Here is a 19,481-nt window from a genome sequence, read left to right on the forward strand (position 1 = left end):
CGGGGGGTTCTTTGGGGTCTGGGGGTGGGGGAGCGGGCTGAGCCGGGTGTGCGGGGCTGAGCCGGGTGTGCGGGCTTGGGCGCGGTGTGCGGGGCGGGGCTGGTCTGGGTGTGGGGGCTGCGCTGGGTTTGCGGGGCTCTGTGCCGGGGGCTGGGATGCCGGGGGTTTGGCTTGGGCGGGCCGTTTTTGTACGGCTGGCTTGGGCGGGCCGTTTTTGTACGGCTGGCTTGGGCGGGCCGTTTTTGTACGGCTGGCCGGGGCGGGCCGCGGCCGTGGCTGGTCGTGGGTGTGGCCGAGGCGCGGCTGTGGCCGGCTCGTGGCTGTGGCCGTGGTCGCGGGTGTGGCCGTGGTCGTGGTGTCGGGTCCCGTGGTGTCGGGTCCCGTGACCGTGGCGTCCCGTTCGGCGGCTTGGCCCGGTGCGGCTCGGTTACGCGGGGCGGCGGGCCTCGTCGACCAGGAGGACGGGGATGCCGTCGCGGACCGGGTATGCCAGGCCGCAGTCCTGGCCGGTGCAGATCAGCTCGGCTTCCTGCTCCTTGAGGGAGGCGTGGCAGGCCGGGCAGGCGAGGATCTCCAGGAGGCCGGCTTCCAGCGGCATGGCGGGTCCCTTCTGGGGTGGGTGTCGGTGGTACGAGCGGGTGTGCGGATGTGCCTGGTCAGGGTACCGCCGGTGGGGGCGGGGTGCCGGGGTTGGGCGGCGTTGCACGGGTCGGGGGTGGCGGCGTTGTGCGGGTGCCGGGGTTGGGCGGCGTTGTACGGGGTCGGGGTTGGGCGGCGTTGGGCGGGCGCTGGAGGTTTTCGCCCCCGCCGCCCCTACCCGTCCCGTCCTCCAGGGGCGCTGCCCCTTCGACCCCGGTGTCCTGGGGCTGCCGCCCCAGACCCCGCTTCGGCCTGAACGGCCTCGTCCTCGAACGCCGGACGAGCTGAAAGGGATGCGGACCGGCGTCCGACGCCCGACCGGCACCTCGGTGTCCACCCCTATCCGGCCCCGCGGCTCAAGCTCTGATGATCGCCAATGCCTCGTCCCGTACCTTCCTCATCGTCGCCTCGTCGCGGGCCTCCGCGTTGAGGCGGAGCAGGGGTTCGGTGTTGGACGGGCGGACGTTGAACCACCAGTCGGTGGAGGTGACCGTCAGGCCGTCGAGATGGTCGAGTCGGATGTCGTCGCGGCCCTCGTACGCGGCCTTGATCGCGGCGAGCCGGTCCGCCTGGTCGGTGACGGTGGAGTTGATCTCGCCGGAGCCGGCGTAGCGGTCGTACTGGGCGACGAGGCCGGAGAGGGGGCCCTCCTGGCCGCCGAGGGCGGCGAGGACGTGGAGGGCGGCCAGCATGCCGGTGTCGGCGTTCCAGAAGTCCTTGAAGTAGTAGTGGGCGGAGTGCTCGCCGCCGAAGATCGCGCCGGACTTCGCCATCTCGGCCTTGATGAAGGAGTGTCCGACGCGGGTGCGGACCGGGGTGCCGCCGTTCTCCCGGACGACCTCCGGGACCGACCAGGACGTGATCAGGTTGTGGATGATCGTGCCCTTGCCGCCGTTCTTGGCGAGCTCGCGCGAGGCGACCAGGGCGGTGATCGCGGACGGCGAGACGGGCTCGCCGCGCTCGTCGACGACGAAGCAGCGGTCGGCGTCGCCGTCGAAGGCGATGCCGAGGTCGGCGGACTCGGCACGGACTCGTTCCTGAAGGTCCACGATGTTCGCCGGGTCCAGCGGGTTCGCCTCGTGGTTCGGGAAGGTGCCGTCCAGCTCGAAGTACATCGGGACGACGTCCAGCGGGAGGCCGCCGAACACGGTCGGCACGGTGTGGCCGCCCATGCCGTTGCCCGCGTCGACGACGACCTTCAGGGGGCGGATCGAGGTCAGGTCGACGAGGGAGCGGAGGTGGGCCGCGTAGTCCTCCAACGTGTCGCGCCGGGTGATCGTGCCCGTGCGCTCGGCCGGGGCCGGGGCGCCCGACTCCAGCCAGTTCTCCGCCAGTTCGCGGATCTCGGCGAGGCCGGTGTCCTGGCCGACCGGGGCGGCGCCGGCGCGGCACAGCTTGATGCCGTTGTACTGGGCCGGGTTGTGCGAGGCCGTGAACATGGCGCCCGGCAGGTTCAGCGCGCCGGAGGCGTAGTAGAGCTGGTCCGTGGAGCACAGGCCGATCTCGGTGACGTCGACGCCCTGCGCCGCGGCGCCGCGTGCGAAGGCGCGGGACAGGCCGGGCGACGAGGGGCGCATGTCGTGGCCGATCACGATCGCGCGCGCGTCCGTCACCTGGACGAAGGCGGCGCCGAAGAGCTCGGCCAGCGACTCGTCCCACTGATCCGGTACGACCCCGCGCACGTCGTACGCCTTCACGAGCTGTGACAGATCAGCAGCCACGGCCAACCCTTCTGAAAGTCCTGTCGGTCACCACAAACTACCCGCCCGGACCGACAGTGCGCCGGGCGCCCGCTGAGTGGACCCCGAGCCGTGACCTCAAGGTCAGCGCGGGCGTCAGGGGAGCATCCAGCCCAGGACCGGTGAGCTCTGGCCGACCACGATCAGGCACATCACCAGCAGCAGCCCCAGGCTCCAGGGCAGCACCCGCCGCAGCAGGTCGCCCTCCTTGCCCGCGAGGCCCACGGCCGCGCACGCGATGGTGAGGTTCTGCGGCGAGATCATCTTGCCGAGCACACCTCCTGAACTGTTGGCGGCGGCCAGGAGTTCCGGCGACAGCCCGGACTCCCGCGCGGCCGTCACCTGCAACGCCCCGAACAGCGCGTTGGCCGAGGTGTCCGACCCGGAGACCGCCACCCCGAACCAGCCGAGGACCGGCGACAGGAAGGCGAGCCCGGCACCGGCCGCCGCCACGAAGTAGCCGATGGTGGCGGCCTGCCCGGACAGGTTCATGACGTAGGCGAGCGCGAGCACGGACGTCACGGTCAGGATGGCGAACCGCAGCTCGTGCACGGTGGCGGCCCACTCCTTGACGGCCACGCGTGCGTGCACGCCCAGCACGACCGCCGTGAGCAGCCCGGCGACCAGCACGAGCGTGCCGCCGGTGGAGACGATCGGCCAGCTGAAGACATTGCCGCTGACCGCCTCGCCGTCCGGGTTCGCGACGTTCAGGAAGGGCCAGTCGTACGTCTGGGTCGCCCCGGCCAGCCAGTCCTTGACCACGGGGATCTGCGCGATGGAGAAGATCACGACGATCAGGGCGTACGGCGCGTAGGCCCGCACGACCTCCCGGCGTGGGTCGTCCTCGTCCAGTTCCTCGCTGCGCGACCCGGTCAGCACGGACGCGCGTACGGCCTCGGTGGCGGGCACACGCGCGTGCGGTACGGCGACCAGGGCGCCCGCGCCGGCCAAGGCGGCCCCGATGTCGGCGAGTTGTGCGGAGACATAGTTCGAGGCGGCGAACTGGGCGACGGCGAAGGCGACTCCGCACACCAGGGCGGGCACCCAGGTCTCCCGCAGTCCGCGCCGGCCGTCCACGAGTCCGACCAGCACGAGCGGCACCACCAGCGCGAGCAGGGGCGTCTGCCGGCCGACCACGGAGGCCACGTCGTCCAGCGGCAGCCCGGTGACCTGGGCGAGGGTGACCACGGGCGTGCCCATCGCGCCGAAGGCGACGGGTGCCGTGTTGGCGACCAGCGCGACGACGGCCGCGCGTACCGGCTCGAACCCGAGCGCCACCAGCATGACCGAGCAGATCGCGACGGGTGCCCCGAAGCCGGCGAGGGCCTCCAGCAGGGCGCCGAAGCAGAAGGCGACGACGAGCGCCTGGATGCGCGGGTCGTCCGACAGCCGTCCGAACGACCGCCGGAGGATGTCGAAGTGCCGCGTCCGGACCGTCATCCGGTACACCCAGAGGGCGTTGACGACGATCCACAGGATGGGGAAGAGCCCGAAGACGGCTCCCTGGACGCCGCTGGAGAGCGTCTGGTCGAGCGGCATGCCGTACGCGAGCCAGGCGACCAGTACGGCCGCCAGAAGCCCGGTGAGCCCCGCGAGATGCGCCTTCATCCGGACCCCGCCCAGCAGGACCAGCACGATCACCAGGGGCAGGGCCGCCACGAGGGCGGACAGCCCCAGTGAGCCTGCTACGGGCTCCAGTTCCTGGATGTACACGGGCACCTCCGGGATTCCGTCATGCGGAAAGCGATTTCTCGTTTCGGCATACGGAATGGTCGTGTCCGCGACAACAGCCCGTCAATGCTTGTGCAGCACTCAACCAAACGAAGGCACAGCAAGGGCACAACCAAGGAGGGAGACGAAGCCGGGCGAAGGGAACCGACCGTCAGTTGTCGGGTGAGCGCAGCACCCTGAGATGCCCCCGGCGCGCGACCTCCATCGGGTCGGCACCACGGCCACCGCCCCCGCCGGCCTGGGCCGCCCGCTCCTGCGGACGGGCCGCCTCACGCACGGCGTTGGCAAGCGCTTCCAGATCGTCCCCGCTCGGACGGGCCGGAGCGGAAGCGTCCAGCAGGCGCACGACCTCCCACCCACGAGGGGCGGTCAGGCGCTCGGAATGCTCGGCGCACAGGTCGTAGCAGTGGGGTTCGGCGTAGGTGGCGAGCGGGCCGAGGACCGCGGTCGAGTCGGCGTAGACGTACGTCAGCGTCGCGACGGCAGGACGGCCGCAAGCGGTGCGCGAACAGCGACGTACAGGGCTCACGACGTTGGACGGTACCGCACTCTTGAGCGGGCCGCGACGACTCTCCCCCAGGTCACCCCACCGTGTCGTGTTGTGCGGCATCCCGTGCGCCCCTCTTGCCCCACCTTCCTGACCAGCCCAAAAGCCACGTTGCGGAATACCGGCCGCCGACAGAACCGGTCACCACTCACCACAAAACCCATCATTTACCTCGACGTCGACGGTCTCGGAGAGATGCGGAATCGAGCCCAAGCTTGGCCGGAATGGTCATCTGCCGACATGCCGTACGGACGGGGCCCGCCGCTCCCGCCACCCCACCGCGATCGGACACGTACCTGCCGTGAGGACTACCCTTCATCAGTGATGGACACCCCTGTACCGCCCCGTGCCGCCGGCCCCGGGCCCCGCCGCCGTGATCGCCACGGGCGGGGCATGCGCGGCCCGATCGCACCACCCCAGGTTCCCCTCGCCGCCAGCCGCGCCGATGTCTTCGCGGACCTGGTCCAGGACTCGGTCGAGCGCCTCGAACGCCGCTGGCCACAGCTGACCGACATCGATTTCCTGGTCCTCGAGGTTCCCCGCCTGGACGGCCGGACCTGGAACGACGAGGCGGTCCCCCTGGGCGGCACTATCCCCGCCCGCGAGGGACGCCCCGCGCGCGTGGTCATCTACCGCCGCCCCGTGGAGATCCGCACCAAGGGCCGGGACGAGCGGGCTGCCCTCGTCCACGAGGTGGTCGTGGAGCAGGTGGCGGAGCTGCTCGGCCTCACACCGGAGACGGTCGATCCGCGCTACGGCGAGGACTGACGGCCGCGGGCCGGGAGCACCCGGCAGGGGGAGGGCCGGGGCGCCCTCCCACCCCTGCTTCTGCTACTTCTGCAGGACCGACAGGTCCTCGTCCGCCTCGGGCACGGCCACCATGCCCCGGTCGTCCGGCAGTGTCTGCACGGTGAAGCCGGACACCCCGTTCTCCGACGACGTCAGCGTGCGCGAGGCGTACACCGGCCCGCCCGAGACCGTCTCGACCGTGAGGGCGTACGTGCCCTTCAGACCGCTCGGGACCGGCGCCTCCACCTCCTGGGTGGTACCGGACTTGACCGTGTACGTCTTCGAGACGGCCGCACCGCCCTCGCTCCCCGCCGAGGCGGTGACCTTGATCTCCGCCGCTCCGGACGGCGCCGTCACGGACAGCGTCGTGCCCTTCTCGCTGTTGTCGGCCACCGTCGCGCGCTGACCGATGGCACGGCTGGCCGGGATGAACGCCGTCTCCTGCTTGGCACCCTTCCCGCGCACCACCCGCAGCGCCGCGACGACCGGCACGGAGTGATCCGAAGGCGTCAGCACGAGCGAGCCCGGCTCGCCCCGCATCACGTCACCGAGGTCCACCGCGGCGGTCATCCCCGCCTTGACGTGCAGCGTCTCGTTCCCGGCGGGGGTGATCGGCCCGGACGGCGAGGCGAGCCGCACCTTCAGGTCCGCGTCCGCCTCACCCGGCGCGAACGCGACCAGCCGCACCGCCGTGGCGTCCTTGGGAATGCCGGGCAGCACCAGGCTCCCGGTGGGATCGACGGACGCCGCGAGCCAGTCCCCGCCGAGCTTGTCGTCCAGAGCCTGCACCGAGGCGCCCACGCGGCCGCTGCGCACGCTCACGTGCACGGTGACGTTGTCCTGCTTCTCACTGGTGAGCGTGGACAGGAGTATCGGCTCGCCGGAGTGCGGCTGCACCGTGATCCCCTCCCCCACCGTGGTCTCCAGGGCCCCGTCCTTGCCGAACAGCTCGATGTCGACGACGGCGGCGGAGTCGTCGGGGTTCGTCAGATGCACGTAGTCCGTGCGGTCGGGGGCGGTGCTGGCGCCGGGGAACCAGAACTCGGTGTCCGGCGCGGTGCAGTTGACGCCCTGCAGCCCGCGCCCCGTGCCCGCCGCGACCTCCGTGGTCTGCTGCACGGTCCACCCGGGCGCGAACTTGCCGTCGGCGGTCCCGACGAGCGCCGGCGAGTCGCCTCCGGAGGCGTCCTCGCTCACCGGCTTCCCCGGCTCCTCGGCCGTCAGGACGGGCTTGCCGGCCGCCCCGGTCTTGCCGCCCTTGCCCGCCTTCTCGTCCTTCTCACCCTTCTCGTCCTTGGCGCCCTTGTCGCCCGCCGCGGCTCCCGACTCCTCGCCCGCGGACAGCAGTTCCGCCTTGCCGTCGCCGGCCGTCCCCTTGGTGACGGGGGTGAACGAGGTGTACGTCGTCTCGGCGAGGTCCGAGCTGCTCGGCGCCGGGCACACCAGACTCGTGCGCTCCACCGGCAGCTCCGCCGCGGCCTTGGCGGGGCTCGCGCCCGACGCGTCCGGCGAGGTCAGCGCCGCGAACCCGGTGACGGCGGCGAGGGCGCCGACGCCGGCGATGAAGGACAGGGTGGTGCGGTTCACTGCTGGCTCCCGTCGGAACGCTCGCTGCCGTGCTGGTGCTGCTGCTGCGCCGGGTCGTACGTGGCGTCGTAACCCTGCTGGTAGGTCTGGTCGTACGCGGGGTCGTACGACCCGTCCGGTGCCTGGCCGCCGTACGCGTACGGGTCGTACTGGCCGCCCTGGTACGGGTCCGCCTGGTACCCCTGGTCGTAGGTGCCGCCCGCCGGATACTGCTGGCCGGCCTGACCGCCCTGGTACTGCTCGCCGCCGTAGTTGCCGTACTCGGCGCCCGCGTAGCTCGGCGTGTCCCACTCTCCGTAGGGCGCCTGCTGCGGGACGGGCGCGGAGGGCGCCTGCGTGGGCGGCGGCGGGAACTCCCCGCCCTGGTCGCCCTCTTCGGCCTCGGCCTGAGCGCGCAGCCTGCGGGCCCGACGTCCCTCGCCCGCCATGGCCTCGGCCGGCACCGGGGCCTCCTCGGGCAGGTCGTCGTCGATGTCGCGGCGGCGTCCGGGCAGCGCCATCACGACGAGCACGAGGGCGAGGAAGCCCTGGACCCACAGCCAGGCGGTGTGGCCGATCGCGTCGTCGTAGGTGAGGTCCAGCCTGCCGCCCTCGGCGGGCAGCTCGAAGCCCTGGGCCCAGCCGTCGACCGTGGTCCGGGTGAGCTCCTTGCCGTCGAGCGTGGCCGTCCACCCGTCGTCGACGCTGTCGGCGAGCCGCAGCACCCGACCGTCGGAGCCGGCCGGGATCGTGGTGTGGATCTCCACGGGCCCGGCGGCGACCGGCTGGGGCTCGGCGGCGGGGGCGCCCGAGCCGGAGCCCGCAACGATGGCCGCCCGCGACACCTGGCGGTCGATCCGCCACAGCGCGCTGCCGTTCTGCTCGCTCAGCCGCGACATTCCCGGCGTGGCGTCCAGCACGCGCGTGACGTCGCGCGGCGCGCCCTTGTGGACGAGGACGTAGCGCACGGCGAACGCGCCCAGCTCGTCCGCCTGGTCGGCGCCGGAGCCGGCGACGAGGTTGGCCACGATCTTGTCGAGCTTGGCGTTCTCCCCGTCGGCCACGGCCAGTTCGGCGTCGCCGAGGCGGGCGCCGGAGCCGCGGACGAGCATGTAGCCGACGTGGGCCGAGGAGTCGCTGTCGAGGACGAGGGTGCGGGCCTGGTCGCGGGTGCCGCTCTCCTCGGCGACGAACGCGGGCACCTGCACGGGATCACGCCGCTCCAGCGGTCCGTCGGCGCCGCGGATCATCCAGCCGGCGGCGACGAGCAGCGGGCCCGCCGCCGCGGTGAAGGCGATCAGCGCGGCGACCGGCTGACGCCAGCCGAAGCTCTGCTCGGCCACGCGCGAGCGTGCCCCGTCGGCGCCGAGCAGCGCGGCGGCCAGCAGGGCGATGCCGTAGACGAGGGTCGCGGGGCCGGCCCAGGTGGAGCTGTTGGACAGCACCGCGAAGACGAAGCCCAGCAGGGCAACCGCCCAGGCGGTACGGATGCCCAGCTGACGCTCGGAGCGCAGCAGGGCGGCCAGCGCCGCCAGCACGACGCCGATGAGCATCAGGCCGCTGACGGTGCCGGGCCCGCCGGGGCTGGCGCCGAGCAGGTCGAGGGCCGACGCCGTCGAGGCGCCGTACTCCAGGCCCGCCTCGCGGAAGAAGCCGAACGGCAGCAACGACAGCGACCAGGGCGCGAGGACCAGCAGCGGCACCCCGAACTGGGCCAGGAAGCGCAGGCCGTACGCGGTGATGTCGGTGCGCCGGACCGCCAGCAGCCCGATCCCGAGGAGCAGCGCGATGGGCCAGATGATCGGCGTGAAGGCCGTGGCGATCGTCAGCAGCAGCGCGTAGGCCCAGGTGGCGCGCCAACTGCCGCGCGCGCCGGCGCTGTTCGCCAGGCCGCTGGCCGCGATGCCCGCGCGAGCGATGAGCGGCAGCAGGACGGCGAGTACGGCGGTGCCGATGCGGCCGCCGGCGAGGGCGCCGGTGGCGGCGGGCAGGAAGGCGTAGACGACGGCCGCCCAGGCGCGCAGCAGACGCGACTCGACGAGCGGGCGGGAGGCGAAGTAGGCCGTGAAGCCGGCCAGCGGCACCGAGCAGACCAGCAGCACGGTGACCGCGAGCCCGGTCGAGCCCAGCAGGGTGGAGGCGAGCATCGCCACGAGCGCGAGGTAGGGCGGCGCGGACGGGGTGCCGCCGGCGCCCACCGGATGCCAGGCGTCCAGGTAACGCGCCCACAGCTCGCCGGATTCGGCCGGGGCGGGCAGCAGGGCGCCGCCCGCGAGCGCGCCGCCGCCGAGGAGTTCGCGGCACGCGATCAGCGAGACGAACAGCAGCACCAGGAAGAGCACCGGGCCGGGCTTGCGCGCGACCCGCTTGAGGCGCGCGAACTGTTCTATCTCCAGGAAGTCCGCGTCGTCGCCGCCGGGGCCGGACTCGACGGCGCTGCCGTGCCGTCCCGCGCCCGAGGTCACTTCGGGGTCGGAGCGGCCGACGAGGCTGCCCGCGGCCTGTTCGACGGTGGCGCGCACGGTCGCGCCGGGCGGCGGGAACAGGGCCCGCATCTCGGTCTTGTCGATGACGGGCCGTCCGCGCCTGCGCCGGCCGGCGATGATCCGCTCGGGGCGCAGCAGAGTGCCGACGAGCCCGCGGATCTCGTCGAGGGCCTGTCCGGGGACCTTGCCGACGAGGTAGGCGAGGGTGCGCACCACGGTGCCGAGGACCAGGCGCAGCAGCACCCAGGGCAGCACGGCGGTGCGGGTGTTGACGAGCAGGGTGTAGACGGCGCCGGCCTTGTCGACCTTGTGCGGGGAGGCGGCGGTGCGGCCCACGCAGTCGACGGTGCGGCGCTCGCGGGAGGAGGCCTCGGCGTGCCGTACGACCGCCTCGGGGGCGATGAGGACGCGGTGCCCGGCGGCCGTGGCGCGCCAGCACAGGTCGACGTCGTCCCGCATCAGGGGCAGTCGCCGGTCGAAGCCGCCGAGCTCCTCGAAGACGTCGCGCCGGATGAGCATGCCGGCGGTGGAGACCGACAGCACCGAGCGCACGTGGTCGTGCTGGCCCTGGTCCTGCTCGCGGCGGTCCAGGCCGGTCCAGCGGCGGCCGGAGTTGGCGATGGTGACGCCGACCTCCAGGAGCTGGCGGCGGTCGTACCAGCCGCGCAGCTTCGGGCCGACGACGGCGACGTCGTCCCGGCCCAGCTCGTGCTCGTTCTCCACGACGCGCAGCAGCTGGGCCAGGGCGTCGGGTTCGGGCGCGCAGTCGTCGTGCAGGAGCCACAGCCACTGGACCGGTTCCCCGTGGGGGAGTTCGGGCATGTCGTAGGCGTCGTCGCGCCAGGTGCGCGTGACGGGGTCCCAGCCGCTGGGCCGTTTCAGATACGTCAGCTCGTCCGGGGTGAGGAGGGGGGCGGTGCGGTTGGCCTCCTCGACGGCCTGGCCGAAGCCGGTGCGCCGCGCGAGGTGCAGGACGCGGTCGGCGCCGAGGGCGTCGGTGACGAGCTGCGCGGACTGGTCCGCGCTGCCGGTGTCGGCCCCGACGGCGAACTGGACGGGACGCTCCTGGCCGAGCAGCCCGGCGAGCACGTCGGGCAGCCAGCGGGCGCCGTCGTGGGAGACGAGCACCGCCGTCACCACATGACGCGGGAACTCAGGTGTGGCAGCGGAGTCGTGCTGGGCTGCCGTGTGGCTGTGCACGGACATCGAGGTACGGGCCCCGGTTCGATGGACTGCGGTGGACGCCCGTGCCCCGAGGGGACACCGGGGCGTCTCGGACGAGCGACCACACTATCGGCTGGGCATCACAGCGGCCCGCCGCCTGTGGATAACCCACCTGCGACGGGCCGTTCGAGACCTGTTCGAGACGTATGTGCGTGCGGATGCAGCGGATGTGTATGTACGGATTCGCGCGGTTCGGCCGTGCCGCTCGGTCGTGCGATCCGGCCCGCGACGGCCGGACGGCCGGCGTCCGGCTCAGATGGCCGCCTTCTTCAGTCGTCGACGCTCCCGTTCGGACAGGCCGCCCCAGATCCCGAAGCGCTCGTCGTTGGCGAGGGCGTATTCAAGGCACTCGGAACGGACCTCACAGGCGAGGCAGACCTTCTTGGCCTCGCGGGTGGAGCCGCCCTTCTCGGGGAAGAAGGACTCGGGGTCGGTCTGGGCGCACAGCGCGCGCTCCTGCCAGCCGAGTTCCTCGTCCGCGTCGTCGACCAGCAGTTGCTGCACCAGCTCGGTCATGTGCGCCCCTCGTCCGTCTTTCGCGTCCCCGTGATGTAGCCGTTACCGATTCCGGCTGAACGACACGAGTGAAATTACAAGTGTGCTGCTCCGGGCGAGTCAAGCCGAGATCTGCTATTGAGCCCCTTATTCACTCTGCGGAACCAAGGCCTAGCGGAAAGTGTTCAAATCGGCATAAACCTTGACACGCGGACGAGACCCGGGAGGGCCCCCCGCCCTCCGCAGAGCCTGTACGGAAAAGGACGCCCAGAAGTTCGATCTCGTTGCACACACGCGCGGAAGCGAACCGGATCACAGTCGGATCACAGGATCACAACGACGCCCGTGCGCCCGATTGTGCGCCATGTGTCCCGTCCACCTCGTGCACAAACCTTTCGCCATTGAGATGAACCGGATGAGGTGAACCTTGTCCCACAGGGCGGGCGCCGAGTTGACACTCAAGGGTGCGAACCGGTGTCCTTGTGGGCATGCTCGCGAACTCGGCACTCACCTCGACCCGCACCGCCGGGTCCCACGGTGCTGCCCGCGCTCGCTGTAGCTGTTGTTGCTGTTCCAGCTGTTGAGCCTCTCCGAACGCTCCGGCTGCTTCTGAGTCCACCGCGACTCGGCTGCTTGTTCCCACGCCCCGACCAGGGCCACTGCGTCCCCCGCGACCCGGGCGGACAGCGATCGACACCCAGCCACCCCCCACTTCTTCCGCCAAGGAACCCACGCACCTCATGAACAGCGACAGCGACCTCCAGATCGCCGGCGACATCCTCGAAGTCCCGCACCTCCTGCAGCCACCGCGCGAGCACCCGGCCACCGTCGCCGAGTTCGTCGGACTGGCCCGCTCCATCGCCGCCGACCGCGCGCAGTGGGAGCACCTCGTCCGGTACGACGCCACCACACGCTGGTACCACCGGCTGCGCACCGGCCCCGGCTACGAGGTGTGGCTGCTGTCCTGGGTCCCGGGGCAGGGCTCCGGCCTGCACGACCACGGCCGCTCCTCCGGCGTGCTGACCGTCCTGGACGGCACGCTGACCGAGCGCACGGAACGCGGCACGCGCGTGCTCGCGGCCGGCGCCCAGCGGGTGTTCGCCCCGGGATACGCGCACGACGTGGTCAACGACGCGCTGGAGCCGGCGGTGAGCCTGCACGTGTACTACCCGGGCCTGACCGAGATGCCGATGTACACGACCACGGCCTGCGAGCCGCACGCCGAGGCGCGTCCGGTGACTGCCTGACGCGTTGTCGTACCCGCCTGCAAGACTTGGGCCCATGCGCATTGTGGTTCTGGCAGGCGGCATCGGTGGTGCCCGGTTCCTGCGTGGTCTGAAGCGGGCCGTGCCGGACGCGGACATCACGGTCATCGGCAACACCGGGGACGACATCCACCTCTTCGGGCTGAAGGTCTGCCCGGACCTCGACACGGTGATGTACACGCTCGGCGGCGGCATCAACGAGGAACAGGGCTGGGGCCGGGCCGACGAGACCTTCCATCTCAAGGAGGAGCTCGCGGCGTACGGCGTGGGCCCGGAGTGGTTCGGGCTCGGCGACCGCGACTTCGCCACGCACATCGTGCGGACGCAGATGATCGGCGCCGGATATCCGCTGAGCGCGGTGACGGAGGCCCTCTGCGACCGCTGGAAGCCGGGCGTGCGTCTCCTCCCCATGACCGACGACCGCGTCGAGACGCATGTCGCCGTCGTGGAGGAGGGCGAGCGCAAGGCCGTCCACTTCCAGGAGTACTGGGTACGGCTGCGGGCCTCGGTGCCCGCCGAGGCGATCGTGCCGGTCGGTGCCGAGCAGGCCAAGCCCGCGCCCGGGGTCCTGGAGGCCATCGCCCAGGCCGACGTCATCCTCTTCCCGCCGTCCAACCCGGTCGTCTCGGTCGGCACGATCCTCGCCGTGCCCGGCATCCGCGAGGCGATCGCCGACGCGGGCGTACCGGTCGTCGGCCTCTCCCCGATCGTCGGGGACGCGCCCGTGCGCGGGATGGCCGACAAGGTGCTCGCGGCGGTGGGCGTGGAGTCCACGGCCGCGGCGGTCGCCGAGCACTACGGCTCCGGACTGCTCGACGGCTGGCTCGTGGACACCGTGGACGCCGGCACCGTGGAGCGGGTCGAGACGGCCGGGATCCGCTGCCGGGCCGTACCGCTGATGATGACCGACCTGAACGCCACCGCGCAGATGGCCCGTGAGGCGCTGGAGCTGGCGGAGGAGGTGCGGAGCATTTGAGCGGCGAGCAGCAGGAAGCGCGGCCCGACGGCACCCCGGGCTACCGGGTGTGGGCCGTCGCAGGCATCCCCGAGGTCGTCGAGGGCGACGACCTGGCCAAGCTGATCGCGGCCGCCGAGCCCGGTCTCGTCGACGGGGACGTACTGCTGGTCACCTCGAAGATCGTGTCCAAGGCCGAGGGCAGGATCGTGCAGGCGCACGACCGGGAGTCCGCGATCGACGCGGAGACGGTACGGGTCGTGGCGCGCCGCGGCCCCCTGCGCATCGTCGAGAACCGGCAGGGCCTGGTGATGGCCGCCGCCGGGGTCGACGCCTCCAACACCCCCGTCGGGACCGTGCTGTTGCTGCCCGAGGACCCGGACGCGTCCGCGCGAGCGATCCGCGACGGGCTGCGCGACGCCCTCGGCGTCGACGTCGGTGTCCTCGTCACCGACACCTTCGGACGCCCCTGGCGCGCCGGGCTCACCGACGTCGCGATCGGCGCCGCCGGCATCCGCGTGCTCGACGACCTGCGCGGCGGCACGGACGCGCACGGCAACCCGCTCAGCGCGACCGTCGTGGCGACCGCCGACGAACTCGCCGCCGCCGGTGATCTGGTCAAGGGCAAGGCCGCCGGGCTGCCCGTCGCCGTCGTGCGCGGGCTGGCGCACACCGTGACCGAGGACCACGGATTCGGCGCGCGGGCCATGGTCCGCGACGCGCGCGACGACATGTTCCGGCTGGGGACCTCGGAGGCGGTACGGGAGGCGGTGACCCAGCGCCGTACGGTACGGGCGTTCACGGACGAGCCCGTCGACCCCGGGGCCGTACGACGAGCCGTCGCCGCGGCGGTCACGGCACCGGCGCCGCACCACACCACTCCGTGGCGGTTCGTGCTGCTGGAGTCGCCGGAGTCGCGGACGCGGCTGCTCGACGCGATGCGCGACGCCTGGATCGCCGACCTGCGGCGTGACGGCAAGAGCGAGGAGTCGATCGCCAAGCGGGTGCGACGCGGGGACGTGCTGCGCAACGCGCCGTACCTCGTGGTGCCGTGCCTGGTCATGGACGGTTCGCACACCTACGGCGACCTGCGGCGCGACGGCGCCGAGCGGGAGATGTTCGTCGTCGCCACCGGGGCCGGGGTGCAGAACTTCCTGGTCGCGCTCGCCGGGGAGCGGCTGGGGTCGGCGTGGGTGTCCTCGACGATGTTCTGCCGGGACGTGGTGCGCGAGGTGCTCGGACTGCCCGAGGACTGGGATCCGATGGGGGCGGTGGCGGTCGGCCACCCGGCGGAGGACCCGCGGCCGAGGCCGGAGCGGGATGCGGCGGCTTTCGTCGAGGTGCGATGAGCGGGCGCGCACGGCGCATACGCTCGTAGCGACCGCACTTCCTCCCTCCCTCACCTAGGACCTCATCCGTGGCAGGACGTTTCTCTCCGCGGCCCACGCGTACGACCGTGCGCGGTGGGCATGTCGCCGTGCCCGGGGGGATACCGCGTCAGGCCGCGGCCGCCGGACGGGTGCGCACCTGGGTGCCGGAGGGGCCGCTCGATCTCGGGCTGGTGCTCGGGCCCTTGCGGCGGGGGCCGGGGGATCCGACGTTCCGGGCGATGCCGGACGGATCCGTGTGGCGGGCCACCCTCACGCCCGCCGGACCCGGGACGCTTCGGGTCGCCGCGCGCGGGACCGAGGTGCGGGGCGAGGCGTGGGGGCCGGGGGCCGAGTGGCTGCTGGACGGTTTGCCGGAGCTGCTGGGTGCCGCCGACGATCCCTCCGTCTTCGTGCCGCGGCACCGGGTGGTGGCGATGGCCCGGCATCGGCGGCCGGGGCTCAGGCTGACGCGGACCGGGCTGGTGATGGAGTCGTTGATTCCGTCGGTGCTCGAGCAGAAGGTCACGACCGATGAGGCTTATCGGGCGTGGCGGTTGCTGGTGCGGAAGTACGGCGAGCCGGCGCCCGGGCCCGCGCCCGCGCGGATGTGTGTGATGCCGGACGCGCGGACGTGGGCGCTCATCCCGTCCTGGGAGTGGCATCGGGCCGGTGTCGACAACAAGCGGGCGTCCACGATTCTGCGGGCCGTGCGGGTCGCCGCGCGGATGGAGGAGGCCGTGCGGATGCCTGCGGCGCAGGCGCAGGCTCGGTTGGAGGTCGTGCCGGGGATCGGGCCGTGGACGTCCGCGGAGGTTGTGCAGCGCAGTCATGGGGCGGCGGATGCCGTGACCGTGGGGGATCTGCATCTGCCGGGGATCGTGGGGTTCGCGCTGGCCGGGGACCGGGATGCGGATGACTCCGTGATGCTGGAGTTGCTGGAGCCGTATGCGGGGCAGCGGCATCGGGCGGCTCGGTTGATCCTGTTGAGCGGGCGGGTGCCGGCGCGGAGGGCTCCGCGGATGCCGCGCGGGGACATCGGGCTGCTGTGACAGGCCGGCCACGCTGTGCCGACCCCATGTCCTTCGCCCCCGCCGCCCCTACCCGTCCCGTCCTCCAGGGGCACCGCCCCTTCAACCCCGCCACCCCTGGGGCTGCCGCCCCAGACCCCGCATCGGCCTGAACGGCCTCGTCCTCAAACGCCGGACGGGCTGAAGGGTGCGGACCCGCGCCGACAAGTGGGGCCCAAGCGGCTGGGCGGAATGAGGGTTGGCGACCGCCGGGCCCAGCCGCCGGACAGCCGGATGCGCGTCGGCCCTGAACCTGGCATGTGTACGCGCCCGCACCCGCCGACGGCGTAAGGGGCCGTGCCGGGGGGTGTCCGCCCGCAGCGGCCGGCGTCAAGAAACAGAACCCTTCCAAGGCACAGCAACCGCCGGACCGAGGACGGACACCCCCCGGCACGGCCCCGACCCACCCACCGGCACAAGGCGCTACGCGCACCCCCACCCCCGCCGCACAGGCCGCACCCACCGGCACGAGGCGCTACGCGCACCCCCTCGAACCGGCACGGGCCGCCGCAGGCGTCCCTACAGATCCGGTGAGAATCTCACCGCGCCCGCCGGTATGCGCGCGTCGCACCACACCCGGGCGCCGTCCCGCAGTTCGTTGTCGGCGCCGATGACCGCGCCGTCGCCGATGACCGTGCCGGTGAGGACCGAGCGTTCGCCGACGCGGGCGCGGGTGCCGATGAGGGAGTCGGTGATGATGGCGCCGGGCTCGATGACGGCACCCGGCATGATCGTGCTGCCGAAGACGCGCGCGCCCTCGGCCACGAACGCGCCCTCGCCCACCACCGTCCCACCCGTCAGCTTGGCGTCGGGCGCCACCCGGGCCGTCGGCAGGACCAGGCGGTCACCGCAGCGGCCGGGGACCGCGGGCGACGGAGCCCGCCCCAGGACCAGGTCCGCCGAGCCGCGGACGAAGGCCGCCGGCGTGCCGAGGTCGAGCCAGTACGTCGAGTCGACCATGCCCTGCAGATGCGCCCCGGCCGACAGCAGGTCCGGGAAGGTCTCACGTTCCACCGACACCGGCCGCCCCGCCGGGATCGTGTCGATGACGGAGCGGCGGAACACGTACGCCCCCGCGTTGATCTGGTCGGTGACGATCTCCTCGGGCGTCTGCGGCTTCTCCAGGAACGCCGTCACCCGCCCCGTGTCGTCCGTGGGCACGAGCCCGTACGCCCGCGGGTCCGTCACCTTCGTGAGGTGGAGGGAGACGTCCGCCCCCGTCGTCTCGTGCGTGCGGATCAGGGCCCGGATGTCCAGCCCCGTCAGGATGTCCCCGTTGAAGATCAGGATCGGGTCCTCGGGCCCCGAGTGCAGCCGCGACGCCACGTTCCGGATCGCGCCGCCCGTGCCGAGGGGCTCCTCCTCCGTCACGTACTCCAGATGCAGCCCCAGCGCCGAGCCGTCGCCGAAGTACGGCTCGAAGACCTCGGCCAGATACGACGTGGCCAGCACGATGTGCTCGACGCCCGCCGCTCTCGCTCTCGCCAACTGGTGCGTGAGGAACGGCACCCCGGCCGCCGGAACCATGGGCTTCGGTGTGTGCACGGTGAGCGGACGCAGCCGTGTGCCCTTGCCGCCGACCAGGAGGATCGCTTCTGTCACCTGTCGTCTCTGCTTCCTGCCGGGACCGGCCGAACTGTCTTTCGGCCGGCCAGTGTATGCAGACCGTTGTGCGGCGCCCTCGACGGCAGTGCGGTATGACGACACATCCGCCTCTCCTCCCCCGACGGCGGTGAATGTGATCCGCCTCAGTCCCCGTGCCGGCCCATCCCGGCCCGTGCTCCCCCGTGCCGGCCCGTGTTCCCCCGTGCCAGGCCGTACTTCCCGCGCTTCCCCGTGAACGGCCCTCCCCGCCTCAGCGCCCCTGCAAGCGGGCCGCCGAGGCGCGGGCCGTGCCGAGCTTGGAGTAGAGCAGCCGGCCGGGGCACTCCGTGGAGAAGCCGTCCCGATGGCCGGAGATCACATTCAGTCGTACGTTCCTGCCCTTGCGGAACAGATTGCCACCACCGGACGTCAGGTATGTCTTTCCGCGAGGATTGGCGGCGTAGAGCCCCAGCTTCCAGGCGGTGAGACGGGCGATGGCGTTCACGGCGGCCACGGTCGGCTTGGTGGAGCCGTAGCTGCCGAGGACGGCGATCCCCATGCTGTTGGAGTTGAAACCGCGGGTGTGCGCGCCCAGGACCGGCTTCGCCACGCCTCCGGCGCGTCCCTCGTAGATGTTTCCGCACTTGTCGACGAGGAAGTTGTAGCCGAGGTCGCGCCAGCCCATGCTCAGGACGTGGTAGCGGTAGATACCGCGAATGAGCGAGGGAGCCTGGGTGCACCAGTACTTGCCGCCGGACGCGGTGTGGTGCACGAAGACCGCCTTCACCTTCTTGGTGTAGGCGAACTGCCGCTCACGCCACTTCTCGTTGGCTCCCCAGCCGCGCCGGGTGACGATGCGCGGGCGCGGGCCGATGTAGGGCTTCGCCCGCTGCTCCTGGGTGAGCTCGCTGCCGCGCAGCGCGAGCAGTTCCCGCTCCGTCTCGGCGCGTTCGAGCGGGGGGATCTCGGCGGCGCCGAGGGGCGCGAGTTCGGCGTTGGCCGCGGAGGCGGCGAGGTTCTCGGCGGTGCCGAGGGTCTCGGGGTTCAGCGAGCCGGGCCGGGGTCCGAGCTCCCCCTGCACGGGCCCGGGCTCGCCCTGCGCCGGAGCGGGGTCGCCGGGGTCGACGAGTTCGAGGTGGAGGCCGGCGGGCAGCGGGGTCACGGCCGCCGTGGCGTCGACCGCCGCGTCGTCACCGTCCAGCTCGCCCTCTTCCGCCTCGGGCTCCGGCTCCGGCTTCTCCGCCTCGGACTTGGGCTTGGGCTTCGGCTTGGGAGCCGCGGCCTCGGCGTCGGGCTTCGGCTTGGGCGCGGTGGCCTCGGCGTCGGGCTTCGGCTTCTCCGCCTCGGACTTCGGCTTCGTCCCCGCCGTCTCGGGCGTGGGATCCGCGCCCTCCGGCGTCACGCGCACCTGCACGCCGTCCGAGTCGCCGACCCACAGGGGCGCCGTCGCACCGCGCACCCCTCCGGAGGTGCTCTCGGCGGTGTCCGGGTCGGCCCCGTGTTCGGCGTTGTGGGTCTCGACGTCCTGCCAGCCGGACCAGGTGCCGGTCCCGGCCTCGCGGGTACGGACCTGGACGCGGCCGTGCAGTTCGGTGGCCGGGTCGTCCCAGACGACGCCGACCAGGGAGAAGTGACGTACGTCCCGCTGGGGCAGCCCCTGTTCGACGGGCGCGCCGGCGGAACGGTCACGGGTGAGGGGGACGAGGGGCAGCGACTGGGTGCTGCCGGGGACGTAGGGCTCGGCGTCCGCACGCCGCACCGCTGATCCGACGGCGGCCGTCGCCCCGCTCTTGGCGGCTTCCGCTCCGAGCGCCGGGCGCACGGACGCCGCGGCGGGTGGAGTGAGCGGAAGAGCGAGAGCGGCCGCGCACGTGACACCGATCGAGGAAGCAAGGAATCCACGCATGCTCCTGATGTTGGACATAGTCATACAAACCTGTCCATCGCGGAATTGACGGTACGTCGGCCTCCGGCTCGGCCGAACCGGTGGTGGCCGCACGGCCCGCAGCGGGGTGCGCGACCGC

At 72.5% G+C, this 19,481-nt stretch carries 14 protein-coding genes; 5 read left to right on the forward strand and 9 right to left on the reverse strand.

Annotated features, from left to right (window positions below):
* Nucleotides 1–427 precede the first annotated feature (427 nt).
* From ACGFW6_RS24585 to ACGFW6_RS24600, 4 genes are all read right to left on the reverse strand, one after another.
* Entirely contained in the window at nucleotides 428–598 is a 171-nt protein-coding gene (locus tag ACGFW6_RS24585) for a Trm112 family protein (protein ID WP_093746251.1), read from the reverse strand.
* A 397-nt stretch (nucleotides 599–995) separates the two neighbouring features.
* Nucleotides 996–2,360 carry a phosphomannomutase/phosphoglucomutase gene (locus tag ACGFW6_RS24590; protein WP_393513686.1) on the reverse strand — a complete coding sequence of 455 codons (1,365 nt, stop codon included), beginning with the start codon at nucleotides 2,358–2,360 and terminating at the stop codon, nucleotides 996–998.
* 114 nt (nucleotides 2,361–2,474) lie between these two features.
* The gene (locus tag ACGFW6_RS24595) at nucleotides 2,475–4,091 is read right to left on the reverse strand and encodes an L-lactate permease (RefSeq protein ID WP_393514177.1); all 1,617 of its coding nucleotides are present in this window, start codon (nucleotides 4,089–4,091) and stop codon (nucleotides 2,475–2,477) included.
* 169 nt (nucleotides 4,092–4,260) lie between these two features.
* Nucleotides 4,261–4,719 carry a DUF3499 domain-containing protein gene (locus tag ACGFW6_RS24600; RefSeq protein WP_393513689.1) on the reverse strand — a complete coding sequence of 153 codons (459 nt, stop codon included), beginning with the start codon at nucleotides 4,717–4,719 and terminating at the stop codon, nucleotides 4,261–4,263.
* Between the two features lie 261 nt (nucleotides 4,720–4,980).
* On the opposite strand from ACGFW6_RS24600, the gene ACGFW6_RS24605 reads away from it, so the two are divergent.
* A complete protein-coding gene (locus ACGFW6_RS24605; RefSeq protein ID WP_093746253.1) occupies nucleotides 4,981–5,424 on the forward strand; it encodes a metallopeptidase family protein in 444 nt (147 codons plus the stop codon).
* A 63-nt stretch (nucleotides 5,425–5,487) separates the two neighbouring features.
* Here the strand turns inward: ACGFW6_RS24605 and ACGFW6_RS24610 are convergent, their stop codons facing one another.
* From ACGFW6_RS24610 to ACGFW6_RS24620, 3 genes are all read right to left on the reverse strand, one after another.
* Entirely contained in the window at nucleotides 5,488–7,032 is a 1,545-nt protein-coding gene (locus tag ACGFW6_RS24610; RefSeq protein WP_393513692.1) for a DUF5719 family protein, read from the reverse strand.
* Complete coding sequence (locus tag ACGFW6_RS24615) at nucleotides 7,029–10,703, reverse strand: glycosyltransferase (RefSeq protein WP_393513695.1); 3,675 nt, start codon at nucleotides 10,701–10,703, stop codon at nucleotides 7,029–7,031. The genes ACGFW6_RS24610 and ACGFW6_RS24615 overlap by 4 nt, the downstream gene beginning before the upstream one ends.
* Nucleotides 10,704–10,973: 270 nt before the next feature.
* Nucleotides 10,974–11,237 (reverse strand): WhiB family transcriptional regulator, encoded by a 264-nt coding sequence (locus ACGFW6_RS24620; RefSeq protein WP_010986447.1) that lies wholly within the window; start codon nucleotides 11,235–11,237, stop codon nucleotides 10,974–10,976.
* A 719-nt stretch (nucleotides 11,238–11,956) separates the two neighbouring features.
* Between ACGFW6_RS24620 and ACGFW6_RS24625 the strand changes: the two genes are divergently transcribed.
* The 4 genes from ACGFW6_RS24625 (at nucleotide 11,957) to ACGFW6_RS24640 (ending at nucleotide 15,855) form a co-directional block, all read left to right on the forward strand.
* Nucleotides 11,957–12,463, forward strand: a complete 507-nt coding sequence (locus ACGFW6_RS24625; protein ID WP_393513698.1) for a cysteine dioxygenase — start codon at nucleotides 11,957–11,959, stop codon at nucleotides 12,461–12,463.
* A 34-nt stretch (nucleotides 12,464–12,497) separates the two neighbouring features.
* Nucleotides 12,498–13,457, forward strand: coding sequence for a 2-phospho-L-lactate transferase (gene cofD, locus ACGFW6_RS24630; RefSeq protein ID WP_393513701.1), 960 nt, complete (start codon nucleotides 12,498–12,500; stop codon nucleotides 13,455–13,457).
* Nucleotides 13,454–14,785 (forward strand): coenzyme F420-0:L-glutamate ligase, encoded by a 1,332-nt coding sequence (locus ACGFW6_RS24635; protein ID WP_393513704.1) that lies wholly within the window; start codon nucleotides 13,454–13,456, stop codon nucleotides 14,783–14,785. The genes cofD and ACGFW6_RS24635 overlap by 4 nt, the downstream gene beginning before the upstream one ends.
* 68 nt (nucleotides 14,786–14,853) lie before the next feature.
* Nucleotides 14,854–15,855 carry a DNA-3-methyladenine glycosylase family protein gene (locus ACGFW6_RS24640; protein WP_393513707.1) on the forward strand — a complete coding sequence of 334 codons (1,002 nt, stop codon included), beginning with the start codon at nucleotides 14,854–14,856 and terminating at the stop codon, nucleotides 15,853–15,855.
* A 537-nt stretch (nucleotides 15,856–16,392) separates the two neighbouring features.
* Here ACGFW6_RS24640 and ACGFW6_RS24645 read toward each other — a convergent pair.
* Both ACGFW6_RS24645 and ACGFW6_RS24650 read right to left on the reverse strand, forming a co-directional pair.
* Nucleotides 16,393–17,475, reverse strand: coding sequence for a sugar phosphate nucleotidyltransferase (locus ACGFW6_RS24645; protein ID WP_393513710.1), 1,083 nt, complete (start codon nucleotides 17,473–17,475; stop codon nucleotides 16,393–16,395).
* Between the two features lie 253 nt (nucleotides 17,476–17,728).
* Complete coding sequence (locus tag ACGFW6_RS24650) at nucleotides 17,729–19,363, reverse strand: N-acetylmuramoyl-L-alanine amidase (RefSeq protein ID WP_393513713.1); 1,635 nt, start codon at nucleotides 19,361–19,363, stop codon at nucleotides 17,729–17,731.
* Nucleotides 19,364–19,481: the final 118 nt, after the last annotated feature.

The organism is Streptomyces sp. Y7, from assembly GCF_043195415.1.
GTDB lineage: Bacteria > Actinomycetota > Actinomycetes > Streptomycetales > Streptomycetaceae > Streptomyces.